This is a genomic window from Streptomyces sp. NPDC058665, from assembly GCF_042714995.1.
In the GTDB taxonomy this organism is placed as follows: domain Bacteria; phylum Actinomycetota; class Actinomycetes; order Streptomycetales; family Streptomycetaceae; genus Streptomyces.
The window spans coordinates 58,670-78,087 of record NZ_JBHXRX010000040.1 but is presented as its reverse complement, the minus strand read 5'-3'; the positions used below and the strand labels follow the sequence as shown (position 1 = coordinate 78,087).

At 71.6% G+C, this 19,418-nt stretch carries 1 protein-coding gene; it reads left to right on the top strand.

Annotated features, from left to right (window positions below; all coding sequences use genetic code 11):
• Nucleotides 1-257 precede the first annotated feature (257 nt).
• A complete protein-coding gene (locus ACFWV8_RS24790) occupies nucleotides 258-19,412 on the top strand; it encodes an SDR family NAD(P)-dependent oxidoreductase (RefSeq protein ID WP_384207130.1) in 19,155 nt (6,384 codons plus the stop codon).
• The last annotated feature ends 6 nt before the right edge of the window (nucleotides 19,413-19,418 follow it).

The window sequence follows — 19,418 nt, the reverse complement described above, 5'->3', positions numbered from 1 at the left end:
CGGGTACCCATCCCCTTCCTATTTAACCTTAACACCCTTACCCCTCCCGGGGCCCCGGCCCGCCGCCCCGTTCCCCCCGGGGCCGGGGCACTTCTGTCTGTACGGAGGGGCGGGGAGGGCCCGCGAAGACCCGCCGGACAGGGCCTAGGGGGCTCTACGGGTAGCTGGGGGTCAGCGGCGGAGATGATGATCGTTCCCTCAAGACGAACGCCTGCCCGGCGTTTTCGAAGCGCGCGATGAGGGAGGCACTCGCCATCATGTCGAGTGATCTTGTTCACGGTACGGATGCAATCGCTATCACCGGCATGTCATGCCGCCTCCCCCAGGCACCCGACGCCAGCGCCTTCTGGGAGCTGCTGCGGTCGGGCCGGAGTGCGATCGGCGAGGTACCACAGGACCGTTGGAACCCGGACGAGGTGCTGCCGGACTCGCCTGAGCGGCACCGGACCGCGCTGCGTCACGGCGGGTTCCTCGACCGCGTTGACCAGTTCGATGCGGCGTTCTTCGGGATATCGCCGCGCGAGGCCGTGGCGATCGACCCCCAGCAGCGGCTCTTCGCCGAGCTGGCCTGGGAGGCCCTGGAGGACGCGGGCATCGTCCCGGAGACGCTGCGGTCCACCGCGACCGCCGTCATCGTCGGCGCGATAGCCGGTGACTACGCGGCGCTGGCCCACCGGGGCGGCGCGATCACCCAGCACTCGCTGCCGGGTCTGAACCGCGGCGTCATCGCCAACCGCGTGTCGTACGCGCTGGGCCTCAACGGCCCGAGCATGGCGGTCGATTCGGCCCAGTCGTCGTCGCTCGTGGCGGTGCACCTGGCGGTCGAGAGCCTGCGCAAGGGCGAGGCCACCCTGGCCCTGGCGGGCGGTGTGGCGCTGAACTTCGCGCCCGAGAGCGCCGAAGTCGCCGGGATGTTCGGCGGGTTGTCGCCCGACGGACGCTGCTTCACCTTCGACGCGCGGGCCAACGGCTACGTACGCGGTGAGGGCGGCGGCGTCGTCGTACTGAAGCGGCTCGCGGACGCGGTGCGCGACGGCGACACGGTCTACGGCGTCATCCGCGGCAGCGCGGTCAACAACGACGGCTCCACCGACGGACTCACCGTGCCCAGCGCCGAGGCGCAGGCGACGGTGCTGCGCCAGGCGTGCGAGGACGCGGGCGTGAACCCGGCCGAGGTCCGTTACGTGGAACTCCACGGCACCGGCACCCCGACCGGTGACCCGCTGGAGGCAGCCGGCATCGCCGCCACGTACGGCAGCGCGCGCCCCGCGGGCGAACCCGTTCTCGTCGGCTCCGCCAAGACCAACGTCGGGCACCTGGAAGGCGCGGCGGGCATCGTCGGTCTGATCAAGACGGCGCTGAGCATCCGGCACCGGGAGATCCCGGCGAGCCTCAACTACGAGACGCCCAACCCGCGTATCGATCCCGACGCCCTCAATCTGCGTGTCCAGACCGCGTCCGGCCCCTGGCCGGACGCGCCTCTGCTTGCCGGTGTGAGCTCCTTCGGCGTGGGCGGTACGAACTGCCACGTCGTCCTCGCCGAGGCGCCCGAGCCTGCCCTTCCCGAGGCCGCGCCGCAGGGCGACGAGCCGGAGTTGGAGCTGGCCCCCTGGCTGGTCTCCGGGCGTACGGAGGCGGCTCTGCGCGCCCAGGCCGGGCGGCTGCTGGAGCGGCGGACCGGGGACGCGGACGCGTTCGACATCGGCCGGTCGCTGGCCGGCACCCGTACCCACTTCGAGCACCGCGCCGTCGCCCTCGGGCTCGACCACGACGCCCAGTTGGAGGCGTTGAGAACCGGCGTCGAGGTGCCGGGGCTCATCACCGGGGTCACCGGTGAGCACGGCAAGACCGCGCTGGTCTTCCCGGGGCAGGGATCGCAGTGGGAAGGCATGGCGCGCGAGCTGATGCGCACGTCGGCGGTCTTCCGCGCGTCGATCGAGGCGTGCCACGAAGCCCTCGCCCCGTACGTCGACTGGTCGCTGCTGGACACGCTCACCGCCGAGTCCGGCGCGGCGGCCCTCGACCGCGCGGACGTCGTCCAGCCCGTGCTGTTCGCGGTGATGGTCTCGCTCGCCCGGGTGTGGGAGTCGCTGGGCGTACGGCCCGACGCGGTCATCGGTCACTCGCAGGGTGAGATCGCCGCGGCGCACATCGCGGGCGCGCTCGACCTGGCGGACGCCGCCAGGATCGTGGCCCTGCGCAGCCAGACGATCATGACGCTCTCGGGCACCGGGGCGATGGCGTCGGTGCCGCTGGCGGCCGACCGGGTCGCCGAGTACATCGAGCCCTTCGGCGACCGGCTGAGCGTCGCCGTGGTCAACGGTCCTACCACCACGGTCGTGGCCGGAACCCCTGACGCGGTCGCCGAGCTGCTGGCCCGCTGCGAGAGCGACGGGATTCGCGCGAAGGCCGTCTCCGCCGTGGACTTCGCCTCCCACTCGCCGCACATGGACGCCATCAAGGACCGGCTCCTTGAGCAGTTCGCCGGGGTGACGCCGCGTTCGTGCGACATCGCCTTCTACTCGACGGTGACCGCGGGCGCGATCGACACGGCCGAACTCGACGCCGATTACTGGTTCTCCAACCTCCGCCGGCCCGTTCTCTTCGAGTCGACCCTGCGGGCCATGGCCGAGGACGGCTTCGGAACGTTCGTGGAGTCGAGCCCGCACCCCGTACTCACGGTCGGACTGCGCGCGACGCTGCCTGACGCGGTGGTCGTGGACTCGCTGCGCCGCAACGAGACTCCGTGGCCGCAGCTGCTGACTTCGCTGGCGGAGCTGCACGTTCGCGGTCTGCCCGTGGACTGGTCCGCCGTGTTCGCCGGCCGGGCGCCGGGCCGGGTGGCCCTGCCGACGTACGCGTTCCAGCGCGAGAGCTACTGGCCGGACGTCTCGACCGCGTTCGAGCCCGGCACACGTGGCTCCGCCCAACTCCCGGAAGCGGCCCGCGAGGAGACCCCCGCGGCGGCCGGTTCCTCGTGGTCGCAGCGGATCGCCGGGCTGCCGGCGGACGAGCGCACCCGGGTGGCGCTGGAGCTGGTGCGGCTGCGTACGGCGATCGTGCTCGGCCATCTGAGCACGGACACGGTGGAGGTCGGCCAGGCCTTCCGTGAGCTGGGCATGGACTCCACGATGGCGGTCCAGCTCCGGCAGAACCTCGTGGACGTCACCGGTCTCGCGCTGCCGGAGACCGTCGTATTCGACCACCCGAGCCCGTCGCGGCTGGCCCGGCGGCTGATCGAACTGGCCCTGGGCGACGACTCGTCGTCGGCCGCGTCCGTGCTGTCACGGTCGGGTTCCGTGCTGGATGCCGACGACCCGATCGTGATCGTCGGCATGGCCTGCCGCTACCCGGGCGGCGCCGGTACGCCGGACGAGCTGTGGCGGCTCGTGGACAACGGTGTGAGCGCGATCTCGGGCTTCCCCACCGACCGTGGCTGGGATCTGGAAGCCCTGTACGACCCCGAGCCCGGGGTGCGCGGCAAGACGTACACGCGGCACGGCGGATTCCTCGACGAGGCCGCCGAGTTCGACACCGAGTTCTTCGGCATCAGCCCGCGCGAGGCCACGGCGATGGACCCGCAGCAGCGAGTGCTCCTCCAGGTTACCTGGGAGGCGCTGGAGCGCGCCGGGATCGACCCGGACGGTCTCCAGGGCAGCAGCACCGGTGTGTTCGTGGGCGCGATGTCGCAGGAGTACGGCCCCCGGCTGCACGAGGGCGACGACGGTCTCGGCGGCTATCTGCTCACCGGCAACACCGCGAGTGTCGTCTCCGGGCGTATCTCGTACACCTTCGGCCTTGAGGGTCCGGCGGTCACGGTCGACACCGCGTGCTCGTCGTCGCTCGTCGCGATGCACCAGGCGGCGCAGGCGCTGCGCGCCGGTGACTGCTCGCTGGCCCTGGCGGGCGGCGTCGCGGTCATGGCGACCCCCGGCATGTTCGTGGAGTTCGGTCAGCAGCGCGGGCTTGCGCCCGACGGCCGGTGCAAGTCGTTCGCGGGCGCCGCCGACGGCACCATCTGGGCCGAGGGCGCCGGCATGGTCCTGATGGAGCGTCTGTCGGACGCGAAGGCCAACGGGCACACGGTCCTCGCCGTCGTCCGTGGTTCGGCCGTCAACCAGGACGGTGCGAGCAACGGTCTGACCGCCCCGAACGGTCCGTCCCAGCAGCGGGTCATCAACGCGGCGCTGGCCGGCGCGGGGCTCACCGGCGACCAGGTCGACGCGGTCGAGGCCCATGGCACGGGAACGCCGCTCGGTGACCCGATCGAGGCCCAGGCACTGCTGGCGACGTACGGACAGAATCGTGAAGAGCCCCTGTGGCTCGGTTCGTTGAAGTCGAACATCGGGCACACGCAGGCCGCCGCCGGTATCGGCGGTGTCATCAAGATGATCCAGGCCATGCGCCACGGCACCCTGCCGCGGACCATCAACGTCGACGAGCCCAGCCCGCACATCGACTGGACGTCCGGCAACGTACAGCTCCTCACCGAGGCCCGCGACTGGCCCGAGACGGATCATCCCCGCCGGGCCGCCGTCTCCTCCTTCGGCATCAGCGGCACCAACGCCCACCTGATCATCGAGCAGCCCCCGGTCACGCCGGAGCCCGCCGAGGACGAGCAGGAGCAGGACGCGCCCCAGGCGGGCCTCGTGCCGTGGTTCCTGTCCGCCAAGACGGAACAGTCTCTCCGTGACCAGGCGCGGCAGTTGCTCGACCACGTGACCGCGCGGCCCGATCTCCACCCCGCGCACATCGGTCAGGCGCTCACCGCCACCCGCGCGCGTTTCCAGCACCGGGCCGTGGTGATCGGTGAGGGCCGCGACGAACTCCTCGCGGGTCTGCGCTCGTTGAGCAACGGTGAGACCTCACGCGAGGTCGTCACCGGAACGGCGCGGGAAGGCACGACCGCCTTCCTGTTCACCGGGCAGGGCTCGCAGCGGGCCGATATGGGCCGGGAGTTGTACGACACGTACCCGGTGTTCCGGGACACGTTCGACGAGGTCTGCGCCACGCTCGACCGGCACCTGAACGCTGAAGTCCCGGTCAAGGACGTCGTGTTCGCGGACGACCCGGAGCTGCTGAACCAGACCCGGTACACACAGTCCGCGCTCTTCGCCATCGAGACCGCGCTCTACCGCCTGGTCGAGTCCTTCGGGCTCACACCGCACCACCTGGCCGGGCACTCCATCGGTGAGATCACCGCCGCACACGTAGCCGGCATCTTCACCCTCGACGACGCGTGCCGACTCGTCGCGGCTCGTGGGTCGTTGATGCAGGCCCTGCCCGCCAACGGCGCCATGATCTCGCTGCGCACCACCGAGGAGCAGGTCCTCCCGCTCCTCGAAGGCCACGAGCACCACGTCACCATCGCCGCCGTCAACGGCCCCAACTCGATCGTCATCTCCGGCGACGAAGAAGCGGCCACCCAGATCGCCGCCACCCTCGCCGAAACCGGGGTCAAGACGAAGCGTCTGACGGTGTCCCACGCGTTCCACTCCCCCCACATGGACCCCATGCTCGCGGAGTTCGAACGTGTCGCCGCCGACCTGACCTACCACACCCCGACCATCCCGATCGTCTCCGCCGTCACCGGCGAACTCGCCGATCACCACATCACCACCGCCCAGTACTGGGTCCAACACGTCCGCGACGCCGTCCGCTTCGCCGACACCATCACCACTCTCGACTCGCTCGGCACGCGTCACTATCTCGAACTCGGGCCCGACCCGGTTCTCACCACTCTGGTCAACGAGACCCTCACCAAGTCCCGTAACAGCAGCAGCCCCGTGGCCGTCCTCCGCAAGGGACACTCCGAGGGCACCACGCTCCTCACCGCCCTCGCCACCGCGCACACGGCAGGCGCCCCCGCGAACCTCACCACCCATCTCCCGAGCGCCGACAGCCACCCCGACCTCCCCACGTACCCCTTCCAGCGCCAGCGCTACTGGCTCACGGCCACGGCCGCCACAGGGGACGTGAGTTCGGCGGGGCTGACCGCCACCGGGCACCCGGTGCTCACCACCGCCGCCGAGCTGCCCGACCCGGGCGGCCTCCTGCTGACCGGCCGGGTCAACGCCTCCGCGCCTCCGTGGGCTGCCGACCACGCCGTCTTCGGCACCCCGGTCATGCCGGGTGTCGCCTTCGTCGACATGCTGCTGCACGCCGCGGCCCTGGTGGGACGCCCCCGTATCGAGGAGCTCACCCACCATGTCTTCCTGGCTCTGCCGGAGCACGGCGCCCTTCAGCTGAGAGTCGTCGTCCGGCCGGCGGACGACTCCGGGCGCCGGAGCTTCGCCGTCCACTCGCGGCCCGAGGACGCCCCGCTGGGCGCCGACTGGACCTGCCACGCCACCGGTGCGCTCGGCACGGCCCCCGCCGTACCGCCGGCCCTCCCGGCGGCGGACGCGGTCTGGCCCCCGGCCTCCGCCGATGCGCTGGACACCGACGGTTTCTACCGGCGCGTGGCCGAGGCCGGATTCGGTTACGCCGGGGTCTTCCAGGGGCTCGGCGCCGCCTGGGAGGACGGGGACACGCTGTACGCGGAGGTGGCCCTGCCCGCGGGGACCGCGCCTGGTTCGTACGGCGTCCACCCCGGTCTGCTCGACTCCGCGCTCCACCCGATCGCGCTGGCCTCGACCCGGACGGACGGCACGCTCCTGGTGCCGTTCTCCTGGAGCGGTGTGGCCCTTCACGCGAACGGCGCCCGCGCCCTGCGGGTCCAGCTCGTACGCACAACGCCGGAGACGGTCGCCCTGACGGTGACGGACCCGGCCGGTGCGCCGGTCCTGACGGTGGACTCGCTCGCCATGCGCGGGGTCAGCTCCGAGCAGCTCGAAGCTGCCAGGCCCGACCGCGACGGCGCGCTCCACGAGGTCGCCTGGCGCGCGGTACCCGCGCCGCCGCGCGCGGCGGCGCGCCCCGACGGCGCCGGCTGGGCCGTGGTGGGAGACACCCGTGACCCGCGGGTCGCCGCTGTCCTGGCGGCGCTCGGTTCCGCGGCCGATTCGTACCCGGACGCCGACGCGCTGCGCGCTTCGCTGCGGGCCGGCGCGGCCAGGCCGTCGACGGTCGTCGCCCGCTTCACCACCGACGGCGCCGAACCGGTCGAGGCGGCACACGCCCAGACCCGCAAGGCCCTTGACCTGCTCCAGGCGGTCCTGGCCGACGGAGCGCCGGACTCGCGTCTGGTGGTCCTCACCGAGAACGCGCGGTCCACCGGGACCGGCGACGCGTCGGCCGACCTCGCCGGAGCGGCGGTCTGGGGTCTGATCCGGTCGTCCCAGTCCGAGCACCCGGACCGGTTCACGCTGATCGACGTCGACGGGTCACGGGCCTCCGACGAGGCGATCGTGGCCGCCCTCTCCACCGGAGAGCGTCAACTGGCCCTGCGCGAGGGGCGGTTCTTCGTGCCGCGCCTCGCCCGTCTGACGCCGGGCGCGATTCCCGCGACGTTCGACGCGCGCCGCACCGTACTCATCACCGGCGGCACCGGCGCACTCGGCTCGATCCTCGCCCGGCACCTGGTCACCCGGCACGGCGTCAGGAAGCTGCTGCTGACGAGCCGAAGCGGCCGTACGGACGGCGCGCTCACCGCGGAGCTGGCCGGGCTCGGCGCCGAGGTCACGGTCGCCGCCTGCGACGCGGCCGACCGGCAGTCGCTCGAAGCGCTGCTCGCGGGTCTGCCCGCGGAGCACCCGCTGGGTGCGGTGGTCCACTGCGCCGGTGTCCTGGACGACGGTGTGGTCACGGAACTCACCCCGGACCGGCTGGACGCGGTGCTCCGCCCGAAGGTCGAGGGCGCGTGGAACCTGCACGAGCTGACCAAGGACCTGGACCTGGACGCCTTCGTCCTGTTCTCGTCGGTGGTCGGTGTCCTGGGCTCCCCCGGTCAGGCCAACTACGCCGCCGCCAACTCCTTCCTGGACCAGCTCGCCGAACACCGCCGGTCCGCCGGACTCCCCGCCAAGTCCCTCGCGTGGGGCCTGTGGGAGGCCGGTATGGCCGACACCCTGGACGAGCAGGACCGGGCGCGGATGAACCGCGGCGGACTGGCGCCGATGCCCACCGAGCGGGCGCTCGGGCTCTTCGACTCGGCCCTCGCGACGGTACGAGCCGTGCTCGTGCCCGCCGGGGTCGATGTCTCCGGCGCACGCTCGCAGCGGGCTTCGATGCTGTCCCCGCTGCTCGCCGAACTGCTTCCGGCCCAGGCCCCGCCCGCCGAGCGCGGTGAGGAGGTGGACGAGTCCTCGCTGCGCCGGCAGCTGGCCGGCCGGTCCGAGGACGAGCAGCGCGAACTTCTCCTGGAGGTCCTGCGCAAGCACGTCGCGGCGGTCCTGGGCCACAGCTCGCCGCTGGTCATCGACCCCGAGAGCTCGTTCAAGGACCTCGGCTTCGACTCGCTCGCCGGTATCGAACTCCTCATGGTGCTGGGCGAGTCGCTGGGACTGCACCTGCCGTCCACGATGCTGTTCGACCACCCGACACCCGAGGCGCTGATCACGCACCTCAGGGACGAACTGGTCGACGACGAGGCCGTGTTGCCGCAGGACGCGGTGGAGACCGCCGTCGTAGCGGTGGTCCCGCGTGACGAAGACGACCCGATCGCCGTGGTCGGTATGGGCTGCCGTTACCCCGGTGGCGCCACCACGCCGGACGAGCTGTGGCGGCTGGTCACCGAGGGGGTGGACGCCATCGGCTCCTTCCCCGCCAACCGCGGCTGGGATCTTGAGGAGTTGTTCGACCCGGACCCCGATGTGCGCGGAAGGACCTATGCCCGTACGGGTGGGTTCCTGTACGACGCCGACCGGTTCGACGCCGAGTTCTTCGGGATCAGCCCCCGTGAGGCTCTCGCGCTCGACCCGCAGCAGCGGCTGCTTCTTGAGACCACGTGGGAGACGTTCGAGAACGCGGGCATCCGCCCCGACGCCCTGCGCGGCAAGCCCGTGGGTGTCTTCGCCGGTGTCGTCACCCAGGAGTACGGCTCCCTCGTCCACAAGGGCAGCGAGCCTGTCGACGGGTTCCTGCTGACGGGTACGACGGCGAGTGTCGCCTCCGGGCGAGTCGCCTACACGCTGGGTCTTGAAGGCCCGGCGGTCACCGTCGACACGGCGTGCTCGTCGTCGCTCGTCGCGATGCACCTGGCGTGCCAGTCGCTGCGGAACGGCGAGTCCACGATGGCTCTCGCCGGTGGCGCGACGGTCATGGCCAACCCGGGCATGTTCCTGGAGTTCAGCCGCCAGCGCGGGCTGGCGCCCGACGGCCGGTGCAAGTCGTTCGCCGGTGCGGCGGACGGCACCATCTGGGCCGAGGGCGCGGGCATGGTGCTCCTTGAGCGTCTGTCGGACGCGAAGGCCAACGGACACACGGTGCTCGCCGTGATCCGCGGCTCCGCCGTCAACCAGGACGGCGCCAGCAACGGGCTCACCGCCCCGAACGGTCCCTCTCAGCAGCGCGTCATCAAGGCCGCTCTCACCGGCGCGGGTCTGACCGCCGACCAGGTCGACGCGGTCGAGGCCCACGGCACCGGAACCCCGCTGGGCGACCCGATCGAGGCCCAGGCGCTTCTCGCCACCTACGGCCAGAACCGTGAAGAGCCGCTCTGGCTCGGTTCGTTGAAGTCCAACATCGGCCATGCCCAGGCCGCCGCCGGTATCGGCGGAGTCATCAAGATGATCCAGGCCATGCGCCACGGCACCCTGCCGCGGACGCTCCATGTGGACGAGCCCAGCCCGCACATCGACTGGACGTCGGGCAACGTACAGCTCCTCACCGAGGCCCGCGACTGGCCGGAGACCGGCCAGCCGCGCCGCTCCGCCGTCTCCTCCTTCGGCATCAGCGGCACCAACGCCCATGTCATCCTCGAACAGGCCCCGGTCACATCGGAGTCCACCGAGGACGACCAGGAGCAGGACGGCCCCCAGGCCGCCCTCATCCCGTGGCTCCTCTCCGCCAAGACGGAGCAGGCTCTCCGCGACCAGGCGCAGCAGCTGCGTACCTACCTCGAACTCAACCCCGAGGTACGACCGGACCGGGTCGCCCACGCGCTCGCCACCACCCGGGCCCAGTTCCCGTACCGGGCTGTGGTGTTCGGCGACGAGCACGCGGCGTTCGACCGCGTGCTGGGCGCGCTCACCCTCGGTGAGCCGTCCCCTGCGCTGGTCCGTGGCACGCCTCACCCCGGCAAGACCGCGTTCCTCTTCACGGGTCAGGGCGCGCAACGGCCCGGTATGGGCCGGGAGTTGCACGACACGTACCCGGTCTTCCGGGACACGTTCGACGAGGTCTGCACGACCCTCGACCGGCACCTGAACGCCGAAGTCCCGGTCAAGGACGTCGTCTTCGCCGACGATCCCACCCTGCTCAACCAGACCCGGTACACACAGTCCGCGCTCTTCGCCATCGAGACCGCGCTCTACCGCCTGGTCGAGTCGTTCGGCGTGACGCCGCAGTACCTGGCCGGCCACTCGATCGGTGAGATCGCGGCCGCGCACGTCGCGGGCATCTTCTCCCTCGATGACGCGTGCCGACTCGTCGCCGCCCGTGGGTCGTTGATGCAGGCCCTGCCCGCCAACGGCGCCATGATCTCGCTGCGCGCCACCGAGGGACAGATCGTCCCCCTCCTCGAAGGCCATGAGGACGAGGTCACGATCGCCGCGGTGAACGGGCCCAGCTCGATCGTCATCTCCGGTGACGAAGAGGCCGCCACGCGGATCGCCGACACGCTCGCCGAGACCGGAGTCAAGACGCGGCGGCTGACGGTGTCCCACGCGTTCCACTCGCCCCACATGGAGCCCATGCTGGACGAGTTCGAGCTCGTCGCGGGAGAGCTGATCTACCACACCCCGACGATCCCCATCGTCTCCGCCCTCAGCGGCGAGCTGGCCGATCACTACATCACCACTCCGCAGTACTGGGTCCAGCACGTCAGGGAGGCCGTCCGCTTCGCCGACGCGATCACGACCCTCGACCGGCTCGGGACCCGGCACTACCTCGAACTCGGCCCCGACCCCGTCCTGACCGCCATGGCGCAGGACAGCGTGCCGGACGACGTCGACGCCGTCCATGTCGCCACCCTGCACCGCGACCGGGACGAGAACCAGAGCTTCCTCACCGCTCTGGCCGCCGCACACGCCAACGGCGGACAGGTCCGCTGGACCCCCGTGATCGGCGAGAGCCCGACCCCCGCCCGGGGCCTGCCCACCTACCCCTTCCAGCGCCAGCACTACTGGCTGGAGCCGGCGAAGCCCACCTCGGGCGCCGACGGTCTGGGGCTGACGGCGACCAGTCATCCGGTGCTGACCACGCTGGCCGAACTCCCCGACGGCGGCGGGCACTTGTTCACCGGCCGTGTCTCCGGGAACGACCCGGACTGGGTGGCCGAGCACATCATCTTCGGGACGATGATCGTCCCCGGTGTGGCCTTCGTGGACCTCCTGCTCCACGCGGCACGCCATGTGGACTGCGAGCACATCGAGGAACTGACCCACCATGTGTTCCTCGCCGTGCCGGAGCGCGCCGCCCTCCAGCTGAGGCTCCTCGTCGAGCCCGCGGACAACTCGGGTCACCGGTCCTTCGCGTTCTACTCCCGGCCGGAGGACGTTCCGGTCGAGACCGACTGGACCCTCCACGCCACGGGTGTGCTGGGGGCCGAGCGCAGGGAAGTCCCCGCGGGTGCCGACTCGCTCAGGAACGAGGTCTGGCCGCCGGAGATCACGGACACCATGGAGGAGATGGACGTGGCGGAGTTCTACCGCCGCGTCACGGACGGGGGCTTCGGCTACGGGCCGCTGTTCCGCGGGCTCAAGAAGGCCTGGCAGGACGGCGACACGACGTACGCGGAAGTCTCCCTGCCCGCCGGATCGGATCCCGGTGACTACGGCATCCACCCGGGTCTGCTCGACTCGGCCCTCCAGCCGGCCGCGCTGATCATGGGCGAGACCGAGGCGGACGACTCCATCCGGGTACCGTTCTCCTGGGCCGGTGTGTCCCTCCACGCGACGGGGGCCGGCTCGCTGCGGATCCGCCACACGTGGACCACACCCGACACCGCGTCACTGGTCATCGCCGACCAGACGGGGACGCCGGTCATGACGATCGACTCCCTCGCCATGCGGACGGTCGGCGCCGACCAGCTCGCCGCCACCCGTGCTGCGGACGCCGGAGAGCTCTACAAGGTCGACTGGACCGACGTCCAGGCGGTCGATGACAAGACGCAGAGCGCCGGCGCCAAGTGGGCCGTGGTCGCCGACCCGGGCAACGCCCACGTCACCGCGGCACTCTCGCCGCTCGGCGCGGCGGTCGAGGTGGCGCCCGACGCCATCACGCTTCCGACGACGCCCGGAGACGACACCAGCAGGCCGGACGTGGTCTTCACCTGGTGCGTCTCCGAGCCCGGCGCCGACCCGGCGCGTACCGCCCGCACCTTCACGCACCGTGTACTCGGCCTCGTCCAGACGATCCTGGCCGACGAACGGCCGGACTCCCGGCTGGTGGTCCTCACCAGGGGCGCGATGTCCACGGGGACCGGCGGCGGGACCGACCTGGCCGGAGCGGCGGTCTGGGGACTGATCCGCACCGCGCAGACGGAACACCCCGACCGGTTCACCCTGATCGACCTCGACGGTTCGGACTCGTCCCTGCGGGCCCTCTCGGCCGCTCTCGCCACCGACGAGCCCCAACTGGCCGTGCGCGACGGCCGGCTTCTCGCCCCTCGCCTCGCCCGTGCCGGCGCGAACTCCGCCGGCTCCGACGCCACGTCCGACTCCGCGCCGACCGCGTCCACGGCGCCGTTCGACCCGGAGAAGACGGTCCTCATCACCGGCGGCACCGGCGCGCTGGGCACGCTCCTCGCCCGGCACCTGGTCACCGAACACGGTGTGAAGAAGCTGCTGCTCACGAGCAGGCGCGGACGTACGGCAGGCAGCACGATCACCGAAGAGCTGGCCGAACTCGGCGCCGAGGTCACGATCGCCGCCTGCGACACGGCCGACCGGGAGTCGCTGGAGACACTGCTGGCGAGCCTGCCGGACGAGCACCCGCTCGGCGCGGTGGTCCACTGCGCCGGCACTCTGGACGACGGCATCGTCACGGCGCTGACCCCGGAGCGGCTGGACGGGGTGCTCCGCCCGAAGGTGGACGGCGCGTGGAACCTGCACGAGCTGACCCGCGACCTGGACCTGAACGCCTTCGTCATGTTCTCGTCGGTGGTCGGAGTCCTGGGCTCTCCCGGACAGTCCAACTACGCGGCGGCGAACGTCTTCCTCGACGAACTCGCCGAGCACCGCCGGTCCGCCGGACTCCCCGCCAAGTCCCTCGCGTGGGGCCTGTGGGAGAGCGGTATGGCCGACACCCTGGACGAGCAGGACCAGGCGCGCATGAACCGCGGCGGCCTGCTGCCGATGCCCGCCGACCAGGCACTCGGGCACTTCGACGCGGCGCTCGAAGCCGCTCAGGTCGTGGTCGTCCCGGCCAAGCTCGACCTGGCCGGGCTGCGGGCCCGCGCAGCGACGACTCCCGTCGCGCCGGTCTTCCGGGGCCTGGTCCGTACGCCGCTGCGCAGCGCCGCCCAGTCGGCGGGCGCCGGGGCAGAGGTCGGAGCCCTCGGGCAGGCGATCGCCGGCCGTCCGGAGGCCGAGCAGGACAAGATCATCCTTGACTTCCTGCGCAACCACGTGGCCACCGTCCTCGGACACGGATCGCCCAACTCGATCGACCCGGTGCACTCGTTCAAGGAGCTCGGGTTCGACTCGCTCAGCTCGGTGGAGCTGCGCAACTCGCTCAACAAGGCGTCCGGGATGCGACTCCCGTCCACGCTGCTCTTCGACTACCCCACCCCCACGGTGCTGGCCGGCTACATCCGGAGCCAGCTGGTGGGCAGCGGGCAGGCCGAGGCGGGCACGCAGGTGGCGCGCCGCACCACGCGAAGCGCGTCGTCGCGGAGCGACGCGGCCGACCCGATCGTGATCGTGGGTATGGGCTGCCGCTTCCCCGGCGCGGACACGCCCGAGGCGCTGTGGCAGCTGGTCGTGGACGAGCGTGACGCCGTGGGTGCCTTCCCGGCCAACCGTGGCTGGGACATCGAGAACCTCTTCGACGCCGACCCGGACGTACGCGGGAAGTCGTACGCCAGTGAGGGCGGGTTCCTCTACGACGCCGACCGGTTCGACCCCGAGTTCTTCGGGATCAGCCCCCGTGAGGCCCTCGCGCTCGACCCGCAGCAGCGGCTCCTCCTGGAGACGACATGGGAGACGTTCGAGAACGCGGGCATCCGCCCCGACGCCCTGCGCGGCAAGCCGGTCGGCGTCTTCGCCGGTGTCGCGGCGGCGGAGTACGTCTCGCTCACCCACCAGGGTGCCGAACCCGTCGAGGGTTACCTGCTGACGGGTACGACGTCGAGCGTGGCCTCGGGACGTATCTCGTACACGCTGGGTCTTGAAGGCCCGGCGGTCACCGTCGACACGGCGTGCTCGTCGTCGCTCGTCGCGATGCACCTGGCCTGCCAGTCGCTGCGGAACGGCGAATCAACCATGGCTCTCGCCGGTGGCGCCACGATCATGGCCAACCCCGGCATGTTCATGGAGTTCAGCCGCCAGCGCGGGCTGGCGCCCGACAGCCGCGCCAAGTCGTACGCGGGCGCCGCCGACGGCACCATCTGGGCCGAGGGCGCGGGCATGGTCCTGCTTGAGCGTCTGTCGGACGCCAAGGCCAACGGACACACGGTGCTCGCGGTCATCCGCGGCTCCGCCGTCAACCAGGACGGCGCCAGCAACGGGCTCACCGCCCCGAACGGTCCGTCCCAGCAACGGGTCATCAACGCCGCTCTCGCCGGCGCCGGGCTCAGCCCCGACCAGGTCGACGCGGTCGAAGGACACGGCACCGGAACGCCGCTCGGTGACCCCATCGAGGCCCAGGCGCTCCTCGCGACGTACGGACAGAATCGTGAAGAGCCCCTGTGGCTCGGTTCGTTGAAGTCGAACATCGGGCACGCCCAGGCCGCCGCCGGCATCGGCGGAGTCATCAAGATGATCCAGGCCATGCGCCACGGGACACTCCCCCGGACGCTCCACGTGGACGAGCCGAGCCCCCAGATCGACTGGGAGTCCGGCAATGTGCAGCTCCTCACGGAGGCGCGCGCCTGGCCCGAGACCGACCACCCGCGCCGCTCGGCCGTCTCCTCCTTCGGCATCAGCGGCACCAACGCCCACCTCATCCTTGAGGAAGCGCCCACCGCGACCCACCCGGAGCCGGTGCGTGACACCGAGCCGACGGTCGGCACGGTGCCCTGGTTCCTGTCCGCCAAGACCGAACAGGCGCTCCGCGACCAGGCGTCGCAGTTGAGCGTGTACCTCGAAAGCGACACCGAGGCACGCCCGGACCAGGTCGCCCACGCGCTCGCCTCGACACGGTCCCAGTTCCAGCACCGTGCGGTGGTCGTCGGTGACGGTCGTGACGAACTCCTCGCGGGTCTGCGCTCGTTGAGCGAGGGCGAGACCTCTCGCACCGTCGTCACCGGAACGGCACGCCCGGGGGGCACCGCGTTCCTCTTCACGGGACAGGGTGCGCAGCGGGCCGGTATGGGACGGGAGTTGTACGAGACGTACCCGGTGTTCCGGGAGGCGTTCGACGAGGTGTGCACCAGGCTCGATGAGCATCTGGACGCTGAAGTCCCGGTCAGGGACGTCGTGTTCGCGGACGACCCGGAGCTGCTGAACCAGACCCGGTACACACAGTCCGCGCTCTTCGCCATCGAGACCGCGCTCTACCGCCTGGTGGAATCGTTCGGCGTCACACCGCACCACCTGGCCGGGCACTCCATCGGTGAGATCACCGCCGCACACGTAGCCGGCATCTTCACCCTCGACGACGCGTGCCGACTCGTCGCGGCTCGTGGGTCGTTGATGCAGGCCCTGCCCGCCAACGGCGCCATGATCTCGCTGCGCACCACCGAGGAGCAGGTCCTCCCGCTCCTCGAAGGCCACGAGCACCACGTCACCATCGCCGCCGTCAACGGCCCCAACTCGATCGTCATCTCCGGCGACGAAGAAGCGGCCACCCAGATCGCCGCCACCCTCGCCGAAACCGGGGTCAAGACGAAGCGTCTGACGGTGTCCCACGCGTTCCACTCCCCCCACATGGACCCCATGCTCGCGGAGTTCGAACGTGTCGCCGTCGACCTGACCTACCACACCCCGACCATCCCGATCGTCTCCGCCGTCACCGGCGAACTCGCCGATCACCACATCACCACCGCGCCCTACTGGGTCCAACACGTCCGCGACGCCGTCCGCTTCGCCGACACCATCCGCACCCTCGACGGGCTCGGCACCCGCCACTACCTCGAACTCGGACCGGACCCGGTCCTCACCACCCTCGCCAACGAGACCCTCAGCGCCACCGACGGCACCCAGACCGCCACGCCCACGTCCGTACTGCGCAAGGGGCACCCCGAGGGCAGCACGCTCCTCGCCGCCCTCGCCACCGCGCACACGGCAGGCGCCCCCGCCGACCTCACCGCTCACCTCCCGGCCCGTCAGACCCACCCGAACCTGCCCACCTACCCCTTCCAGCGCCAGCGCTACTGGCTGGACCAGGCAAGTCCCGCCGCCAAGGCCCAGAACAGCTCGGGGCATCCCCTCCTCACGGCGGCGATTCCGCTCCCCGACGGGGAAGGCGCGGTGTTCACCGGCCGGGTCTCGCTCAAGGCGCAGCCCTGGCTGCGGGACCACGTGGTGCACGGAACGGTCGTGCTGCCGGGTGTCGCCTTCGTGGATCTCCTGCTGCACGCCGGCGGGTACGTCGACTGCGACCAGATCGAAGAGCTCACGCACCACGCGTTCCTGGCCGTGCCCGAGCAGGGTGGCCGGGAGCTGCGAGTGACCGTGGGTGCCGCGGACGAGGGCGGGCGGCGACCGTTCTCCCTCTACTCCGCGCCGGAGAGCGAGGTCGCCGAGGAGTCGGCCGAGTGGACGCGCCACGCCAGTGGCTTCCTCACCGGTTCGGCGCCTGAGCCCGACTTCGATCTGACGGTGTGGCCGCCCGCCGAGGGCGAGGCCGTCGAGATGGAGGAGTTCTACCGCGGCTTCATCGGGCGCGGATACGACTACGGGCCGCTGTTCCAGGGCTTCAAGGCGGGCTGGCGGGTCGGCGAGACCCTCTACGCGGAGATCGCGCTGCCGGAGGGCACGGACCCGGAGGCGTACGGGATTCACCCCGCGCTCCTCGACTCGGCACTGCACCCGCTGATGCTGTTCTGGTACGGCTCGGACGCCGTGCGGCTGCCCTTCTCCTGGAGCGGTGTGGCTCTGCACGCCTTCGGCCCGTCCCGGCTGCGGGTGCGGCTGACCCGCTCCGAGCGGGATCTGATGTCGCTGGCCGTCGCCGATCCCACCGGCGCTCCCGTACTGACCATCACGGGTCTGTCGATGCGTGAGGTCGCCTCCGACCAGGTCGCCGCCGCCCGTGCCCAGCAGAGCAACGCCCTGTACGAGATGGGCTGGAGCCCCCTCGCCGCGCCGGCGTCGGCCGACGCCGGACGGTGGGCCGGACTCGGCCTGACGGATCTGACAGCGTCGCTCCGCGGGGCCGGGACCGACGTGGTGGACCACTCCACTCTCGCCACGCTGAGCGGGCCCGCGTCGAACGGTGCCCGGCCGCCGCGGATCGTGCTGGCCGGACCCGGCCGCTTCGACGGCGACGACCTGGCGGCGCACACCCACACCTCGGTGGACGAACTGGTCAAGCTGATCCGGGACTTCGTCTCGGACGACGCCCTCACCGACTCGCGCCTGGTGGTGGTGACCCGCAACGCGGTGGCCACGGCCGACGGCGAGCAGGTGCCCGACCCGGCCGGGACCGCGGTATGGGGTCTGATGCGGACGGCGGGGTCGGAGTATCCCGACCGGTTCGTGGTCGTCGACATCGACGGCTCGGACGCCACACTCGCCGCCCTCCCGGCGGCGCTCGCCACGGGAGAGCCGCAACTGGCCATCCGTGAGGGCGAGTTGCGCGTACCACGACTGGTGCACGCGACGCTGCCCACGCAGGAGGACGGCGGGGACGCCGAAGTCACCGGTGCCGGGTTCGCCCCCGAGGGGACCGTACTCATCACCGGCGGCACCGGAACCCTCGGCGGCCTGCTGGCCCGGCACCTGGTCGAGCGGCACGGCGTACGGCATCTGCTCCTGACGAGCCGGCGTGGCCCGGCCGCGGACGGGGCTGCGGAGCTGACCGCGGAGCTGAAGGCGCTGGGCGCCGAGGTCAGCGTCGCTTCCTGCGACACGGCGGTCGCCGAGGAGGCGGCCGGGCTTCTGAAGTCGATTCCCGACGCGCACCCGCTGACCGGTGTGTTCCACACGGCCGGTGTCCTCGACGACGCCGCGCTCGCCTCGCTGACGCCGGAGCGGCTGTCGGCGGTGATGCGGCCGAAGGTCGACGGGGCCTACCACCTGCACCAGCTGACCGAGTCCATGGACCTGGCTGCGTTCGTCCTGTTCTCCTCCGCGGCCGGCGCGATCGGCAACCCCGGTCAGGCCAACTACGCGGCGGCGAACACCTTCCTGGACGGGCTCGCGTCCCACCGCCGGGGACGGGGCCTGCCGGCCCTCTCGCTGGCCTGGGGCCTGTGGGCGCAGACCAGTGAGCTGACGGCGGGTCTGGACCCGGTCGGACGGGCGCGGCTGGACCGCGGCGGCATCGGCGCGATGCCCACGGCGCAGGCGCTCGCCCTGCTCGATGTGGCGCTCGCCTCGGACCGGACGCTGCTGGTGCCCGCCAAGCTCAACCTCGCCCGGCTGGGCGACGGCGACGCCCCGGTCCCGCCGGTCCTGCACGGACTGGTCCGCCCCCGCGGGCGGCGTGCCGCGGCCCAGGACGGCGCCACGGCGCCGAACGCGCTGAGGCAGCGGCTCGCCTCCCAGGACGAGGCCGCGCAGCTGGACATCCTGCTCACCTACATCCACGGCCAGGTCGCCGCGGTCCTCGGCCACGGTTCGCCGGACGCCATCGACCCCGACAGCGGGTTCCTGGACATGGGGCTCGACTCGCTCACCACGGTCGAGTTCCGGAACAACCTCAACCAGGCCACCGGTCTGCGGCTGCCTCCCACCACGCTGTTCGACTACCCCACACCGGTTCAGCTGGCCACCATGCTCCGCGCGGAGCTGGCACCCGAGGGGGCCGAGGGCGCCCCGGACGAGGTCCCGCAGGCGCTGGTCGCCGAGCTGGACAGGCTGGAAGGCAGTCTCGGGACCGTGGCGCCCGGCGCCCGTACCGCGGTCGTGGCACGGATGCAGGCTCTCCTGCAGAAGCTGGACGGCCTGGACGACGCCGAACGGCAGGGAACGAACGTCGCGATCGAGAGCGCGACGGACGACGATCTCTTCGACTTCATCGACAACGAGCTGGGGCTCTCATGACTCGGC

What these genes read in the sequence shown, in the direction of transcription:
- ACFWV8_RS24790 (WP_384207130.1), top strand. Translation starts at nt 258, where the DNA reads ATGTCGAGTGATCTTGTTCACGGTACGGATGCAATCGCTATCACCGGC.